The organism is Caulobacter segnis, from assembly GCF_003243465.1.
In the GTDB taxonomy this organism is placed as follows: domain Bacteria; phylum Pseudomonadota; class Alphaproteobacteria; order Caulobacterales; family Caulobacteraceae; genus Caulobacter; species Caulobacter segnis_A.
Genome location: NZ_QFQZ01000137.1, coordinates 1 through 6,011 on the forward strand (window position 1 = coordinate 1; position 6,011 = coordinate 6,011).

At 66.7% G+C, this 6,011-nt stretch carries 10 protein-coding genes; all 10 read right to left on the reverse strand.

All coding sequences use genetic code 11. From position 1 onward, the window contains the following. A partial coding sequence (locus DI526_RS22890; protein ID WP_304283219.1) for a DUF4287 domain-containing protein occupies positions 1 to 137 on the reverse strand: 137 nt, incomplete at its 3' end. A gap of 64 nt (positions 138 to 201) precedes the next feature. Beyond that, positions 202 to 1,413 (reverse strand): TIGR03862 family flavoprotein, encoded by a 1,212-nt coding sequence (locus tag DI526_RS22895; RefSeq protein ID WP_304283198.1) that lies wholly within the window; start codon positions 1,411 to 1,413, stop codon positions 202 to 204. Position 1,414: 1 nt separating this feature from the next. Beyond that, positions 1,415 to 1,810, reverse strand: a complete 396-nt coding sequence (locus DI526_RS22900; protein ID WP_304283200.1) for a type II toxin-antitoxin system VapC family toxin — start codon at positions 1,808 to 1,810, stop codon at positions 1,415 to 1,417. Further along, positions 1,810 to 2,049: a type II toxin-antitoxin system VapB family antitoxin gene (locus DI526_RS22905; RefSeq protein WP_304283202.1), complete on the reverse strand. Its 240-nt coding sequence runs from the start codon at positions 2,047 to 2,049 to the stop codon at positions 1,810 to 1,812. The genes DI526_RS22900 and DI526_RS22905 overlap by 1 nt, the downstream gene beginning before the upstream one ends. A gap of 136 nt (positions 2,050 to 2,185) precedes the next feature. Then, positions 2,186 to 2,872, reverse strand: coding sequence for a 50S ribosomal protein L1 (gene rplA, locus DI526_RS22910; protein ID WP_304283205.1), 687 nt, complete (start codon positions 2,870 to 2,872; stop codon positions 2,186 to 2,188). A gap of 4 nt (positions 2,873 to 2,876) precedes the next feature. After that, on the reverse strand, positions 2,877 to 3,308 hold the full coding sequence (rplK, locus tag DI526_RS22915; protein ID WP_304283208.1) for a 50S ribosomal protein L11: 432 nt from the start codon (positions 3,306 to 3,308) through the stop codon (positions 2,877 to 2,879). A 264-nt stretch (positions 3,309 to 3,572) separates the two neighbouring features. Beyond that, entirely contained in the window at positions 3,573 to 4,511 is a 939-nt protein-coding gene (locus tag DI526_RS22920) for a DUF4238 domain-containing protein (protein WP_304283211.1), read from the reverse strand. A 190-nt stretch (positions 4,512 to 4,701) separates the two neighbouring features. Beyond that, the gene (locus tag DI526_RS22925; protein WP_304283221.1) at positions 4,702 to 4,812 is read right to left on the reverse strand and encodes a hypothetical protein; all 111 of its coding nucleotides are present in this window, start codon (positions 4,810 to 4,812) and stop codon (positions 4,702 to 4,704) included. A 26-nt stretch (positions 4,813 to 4,838) separates the two neighbouring features. After that, complete coding sequence (locus tag DI526_RS22930; protein WP_304283214.1) at positions 4,839 to 5,351, reverse strand: hypothetical protein; 513 nt, start codon at positions 5,349 to 5,351, stop codon at positions 4,839 to 4,841. Between the two features lie 59 nt (positions 5,352 to 5,410). Then, on the reverse strand, positions 5,411 to 5,857 hold the full coding sequence (locus DI526_RS22935; RefSeq protein WP_304283217.1) for a hypothetical protein: 447 nt from the start codon (positions 5,855 to 5,857) through the stop codon (positions 5,411 to 5,413). Between the last annotated feature and the right edge of the window lie 154 nt (positions 5,858 to 6,011).

A 6,011-nucleotide genomic window follows, 5' to 3' on the forward strand; every position in this document is an offset into this window, starting at 1 on the left:
AGCAGGGCCACCAGTTCCATGTGCTTCGCGGGATAGCCGGCGCGGAGCAGCGCCTTCCAGTGGGCGATCGGCTGGCCGTACTTCTTTTCGATCGACGGAAAATAGGACGCCGGGCCCTTCACCTTGTCGTCCGCCATGTCGCTCTCCCCTGATGCGCGGGCGCGAATAGAGCGTGATCACGCCCGGGCCGCAACGCTCGGTCTAGGAGAGCCGCCCCAGCGCCGCCTGGCCCGCCGCCACGCCGGTGGCGAAGCAGGCCTGCAGCAGGTAGCCGCCGGTCGGCGCTTCCCAGTCCAGCATCTCGCCGGCCAGGAGCACGTTCTGCCGGCCCTTGAGGAACAGGCCGTCCAGGCTCTCGAAGCGCACCCCGCCGGCGGCCGAGACGGCGCGGTCCAGGGGCTGGACACCGGTCACGCCCAGGGGCGCGGCCTTGATCGCCTCGGCCAGGGCCGCCGGCGCCGGCGGCAGGTCGACGCCGTGCGCCTCGCGCAGCAGATTGATCTCGACGGGCGAGAGCTTGACCGCCTTGCGCAGGAAGTTGGCCAGGGTCTGGCCGCCGCGCGGGGCGTGCAGGCGCCGCTCCAGGGTCTCGACCGGGATGTCGGGCCGCAGGTCGACGGTCAGGGTGGCCCCGCCGGCCAGGGCCGCGTCGCGCGCCGCCCCGCCCAGGGCGTAGACCGCCCCGCCCTCGAGGCCGTAGCGGGCGACCATCGCGTCCCCCCGCGACCGCGCCTGCCCCAGGCCGAGGGCCACGTTCTTCAGCGGCTCGCCGGCGAAGCGCTCGGAAAAGAACGCGCTCCAGCCGATGTCGAAACCGCAGTTGGCCGGGCGGAACGGCGCGATCTCGCAGCCGCCCACCCGCAGCAGCGGCGCCCAGGCCGCGTCCGAGCCGAGCTTGGGCCAGCTCGCCCCACCCAGGGCCAGGACCGTCGCGCGCGCCCGCACGGCCTGGCGGCCGTCAGCCCCCTCGATCAAGAGCCGGCCGGCCGCGTCCCAGCCCTTCCAGGTGGAGCGCGGCTCCAGGGCCACGCCCAGCCCCTCCAGCCGCGAAAGCCAGGCCCGCAGCAGCGGCGAGGCCTTCATCGTCTTGGGAAACACCCGGCCGCTGGCCCCGACGAAGGTCTCCTGCCCCAAGCCTTGCGCCCAGGCGACGAGGTCATTGGGCGTGAACGCCTCCAGCATCGGCCGCAGGGCGTCCGACCGCTCCGCGTAACGCCCGGCGAAGCGTTCGAAGTCCTCCGAGTGGGTGAGGTTCAGCCCGCCGCGCCCGGCCATCAGGAACTTGCGGCCGAAGGTCGGCATCTTCTCGAAGACGGCGACAGACTTGCCGGCTTTGGCGACCGTCTCGGCCGCCATCAGCCCCGCCGGCCCGCCGCCGATCACGGCGACGTCGAGGATCCGTTCGTCGGTCACGTCAGGCGGCCTCGATGTCGGTCAGGGAAAAGTCCTCGCCCTTGTAGAGCAGCGGAACGCCGTGGACCTTGGCGCAGGCGTAGGAAAAGCAGTCGCCCATGTTGAGGCGCGCCGGGTGGAGACCCTTGCCGAAGCGGGCGTGAGCGTCGATCGCAAGCTGGCCTTCCAGAGCGCCGATCTCGACGACCCGCGCGCCAAAGCTGGCCAATAGGGCCCTCAGGCGCGCGCTCACCACCTCGACCGGATCCCTACCCTCACGCGTCACGGCCCGGACCGTTTCCCATATCGCCATGGGCGACGTGAGGATGACCTCGGCGTCGGCTAAAGCGATACGCAGGCGCTCGCGCTCCGGCTCTTGAAGGATGATGGCCACCCAGGCCGAGGCGTCGACAAACATCAGTCGCCGTTGATCATGTCCATGAAAGCCTTATCGGCCTTCAGGCCCGTGCGCGGCATCTTGTCGAACTCGGCAAGAATGGCGTCGACGCGCGCCAGCTTCTCGGCCCGCGCCTTTTCGCGCGCCGCCAAGGCCTCGGTCGCGGCCAGCTTCACGGCCTCGGTGATGCCGAGCTTGGTCTTTTCGGCCAGCTGGCGAACCAGGGCGTCGGTCTCGGGATCGCGGACGTGGAAGGGCATGGCGGGGCTCCGTCTAGCCGGAAGGTAACATCGGCTAGCCGGAGCGACAATGCGGGGGCCCCATCTCCCCCAAACGCAGAACGGGCGCTGGATCGCTCCAGCGCCCGTCCGCTTACGCTTTACTGAAAGTCCAGGCTTAGCCGATCGAGGCGATGTCGACCTTGAAGCCCGGGCCCATCGTCGAGGACAGGCCGACGCGACGGATGAACACGCCCTTGGCGCCCGAGGGCTTGGAGCGGTTCAGGGCTTCGATCAGAGCCTTGACGTTGACCAGCAGGGCTTCCTCGGTGAACGAGGCCTTGCCGATGCCGGCGTGAACGATACCGGCCTTTTCGACGCGGAACTCGACGGCGCCGCCCTTGGCGTCCTTCACGGCTTGGCCGACGTTCGGGGTCACGGTGCCGACCTTCGGGTTCGGCATCAGGCCGCGCGGGCCCAGCACCTTACCGAGGCGACCGACCAGGGCCATCATGTCCGGGGTCGCGATGACGCGATCGAAGTCCATGAAGCCGCCGGCGATCTTTTCGTACAGGTCTTCGGCGCCGACGTGCTCGGCGCCCGCGGCGGTCGCTTCGGCCGCCTTGGCGTCCTTGGCGAACACGGCGACGCGGACGTCACGGCCGGTGCCCGACGGCAGGTTGACGACGCCACGGACCTGTTGGTCGGCGTGACGCGGGTCGACGCCCAGGTTCACCGAGATCTCGATGGTCTCGTCGAACTTGGCCTTGGCGTTTTCCTTGACCAGCTTAATGGCGGCGTCGAGCGCGTGCGCCGCGTCGCGGTCGCCGGTCCAGGCCTTGATGCGCTTGGGTTGCTTAGCCATTGGATTAGGCCTCCACGATCTTCAGGCCCATGGCCTTGGCGGAGCCTTCGATGATCTTGGCGGCGGCCTCGAGATCGTTGGCGTTCAGGTCCTTCATCTTCTTTTCGGCGATCTCGCGCAGCTGGGTGCGGGTGATCTGGCCGACGGTCTCGCGGCCGGTCAGCTTGGCGCCCGACTTCAGGCCCGTGGCCTGCTTCAGGTAGAAGGTGGCCGGGGGCGTCTTGGTGACGAAGGTGAACGACTTGTCCTGATAGACCGTGATGACGGTCGGCAGGGGGGTGCCCTTTTCGACGTTCTCGGTGCGCGCGTTGAACTCCTTGCAGAAGCCCATGATGTTGACGCCGCGCTGACCCAGAGCCGGGCCGATGGGGGGCGAAGGCGTGGCCGAGCCAGCCTTCACCTGGAGCTTGATGTAGCCCAGGATCTTCTTAGCCATACTATCCTCTCGTGAGGGCGAGAGCCCTCGCTGGTGAGCCGTGGTGCGGGCTTGGCGACCCTTCCACGGATTTGATCTCGCCGCGGAGGCCGAAGCCCAAACGACGAGCGCGCCCCAGGACGCGGGGTCCGGGAGCGGGGCGGGGCGTGTGGCAGGCGGGGGGTGCGGAGTCTAGGGGGATGGGGGGGGGACCGTCGGTAACCGACGCTTTCGAGTTCCAAGATGGAGTGGGCATTACTGCCACTCTGCACGATCGGCTACGGCTCACCCCAGGATTGATGGCCCTAGCTCGTCTTCACTAGGTGCCTCGCCCCGCTCATACCAGAACGGCTTTGCCTCCGCTGACCGGCTTATGAAGACTTTGTCAGCGAAAGCCCGCGTCCGGCGATTTATCTCATCAACGTCGGCAAGTGGGATTTCAAAGTAGCCCTCCACCCCCTTCTTGTTCAGGAGGAGCAGACAGTCTGGGCTTATCGGGAGTGTGATCTCCAGGGTCTTATACATAAGCGCCGGAGCGCGATGCATAGGCGGCCTTTGATGGGCCGCGGGATCAAACCAAACACACGGGTCGTCAGAGGTTATGAATCCCGTCTCGTCGGTCGTCGTCAGAAACGCTGCGCTGAAGCGAGTTAGATGCGGGACAAGCGATTTGACCGTCGGGAGCAGCAGCTTTTGGAGCGGCTGCTCGGCGAGTTTCCTGACCTGGTCTTCGGACATTGAAGGGCCGCTAGAGATGCTTCGAACGCTGGCGGCCCGCTTGCGCTGCTCCGGGGTCATTTTATCGAGCCCCCGCTTCATCTGGTCGATCCGATCGATGACCGGCTCCCAGGTCGCCCGCATGTGTTCACGCGCGGCGGGGGTACGGAACTTTTGGGCCGCGACGAAGGCCATAAATACCGCCAGTTCTCGAGGCGGAAGCTTGGCGCGCTTTTCGACATAGTTTTTCCGGGCAACGCCAAAGGCTGTTTCCAGGCGCTGTAAGGCCATTTCGATCCCAAGGTCGCGCTCGCCGCCTTCGCCGAAGCGGGTGTACATCTCCGGTTCCCAAAGCAGCTTTACGGGTGGCCGGTTTGTTGGCGCCCCGCCCTCAACTGGAAAGGACCAAACATAGGGCTCGTGATTCTCGGGAGTGTTCGGATCCGTCCACGCTTTTAGATAGCTCTTGGCGACGAAATGCTGCTTTCGATGCGAGGCCTTTATCACGGCTCTCCTCCGTTTGGAGGACGATGCCCGATTCAGTCGCCAACGGTCGAGTAACCCCTCACCCTCCCACCGCTGCGCGGCGGGCCCCGCCCTCTCCCTCTGGGAGAGGATTCAACACGCCCGACCTCCCCAGGTCGGAGCCAACCTTACATCTCTTGGAGGCTGGAGCGTGCGGGGCCGGGCGGGTTGGTCAAGGACGGCGCTCCGCGCCGCCGCCGCGCGGCCGCCCTGCGGGCGGTCCTTGAGCAACCCGCCCGGCCCCGCGATCGTCTCGCCGTGAGATGTAAGGATGGCTCCTTATCCGGGGAGAAGAGGCGACGACGCCGCTTAACGGACCTGGCCCGACAGCTTCAGCAGCTGCTTGCGAGACGCCGGACTTACCTCCCGCCAAGGCGCTGAAACGCCGCAGCTATAGTTGACCACGTAGCTGCCCTTGGCGGCGACGGGCCATCCTTCGGCGACCGCATCCGGGTCTTCGGCGGGGTTCAGGAAAAGCAGGTATTCGCCGCCGATGTCATGAGCGGCGGGCAGCGCCAGGCCCGGCAGATCAAGGTAGAACCCGCCGCTGTTGCGGAAGGTGAAAAAGCGAAGGGACGCGGGTGGGCGCCCCTTGTAGGCGCGCAGCACCTCAAGCCGATACTCGGTCCAGGATTCGTCTTCGTCCGAAAGATGGTCGCTGGCCGATAGCACCCTGGCCCTCACGACCAGTTGGGCGTCGCTGAACTCCTGAGCGACGGAGGTCTTGGCGTCGAGCACGCCCTTGTAGGCGCAAAACGCCTGCGCCCCAGGCGCGGCGATGATCGACAGAACGAAGACGCAGGCTGCGCCGAACTTTCTCATGGACGGATCATAGGCGCGAACATCCGCAGCATGTCATCCATGAACGCTGGAGAACCTGCTTATTGGAATAGCTCGAGCGCCTCGCCGTTGACCAAGATCGCCTTCGGAGGGCCAGACGGCCTGAACCGCACGGTGACTGGCTGCATCGCGCCGCCGCTGTCAGGGATTGGCGTGAGGCGCATCTCGCCGCCAGCCACCCGGACCTCGACGCTATACGGCGTGTACTGCCCGAAGTACTTTCCATCCCTCAGAAAGATCACGCGCTGTCCGCCGCGCGGCGCGCAACCAGCACAGACCGGCGCGAGCTGGTAGCGATAGTCATAGACGTCGAACCGATGCGCGCCGGCGCGGACTCTTCTTTTAAGGACCGCCGAAAGCTTGTCGTGAGCGCAGTCCAGCGATCCGCTGAACGTCGCGACCGAAAGAACGCGGCCCAATTGGCCGAGGCAGGTCTGCGGAGCCGGCGCCTCAGCGTTCGCGACCGCCATGATCAGCGCGAAGATCATGTCGAGCCATCCCGCCGACTAGCCGTGCTCCCAAGAGGATCAAACAATCACTCGTCTCTCTGGAGATCACAAGGTGCGCCTGGGTGGCGCCCAACCTCCTGGGCTGGAGCTGACGCCTCTCGCTGCGTCCAAGCGGCGGCGAACGCGGCCGGGG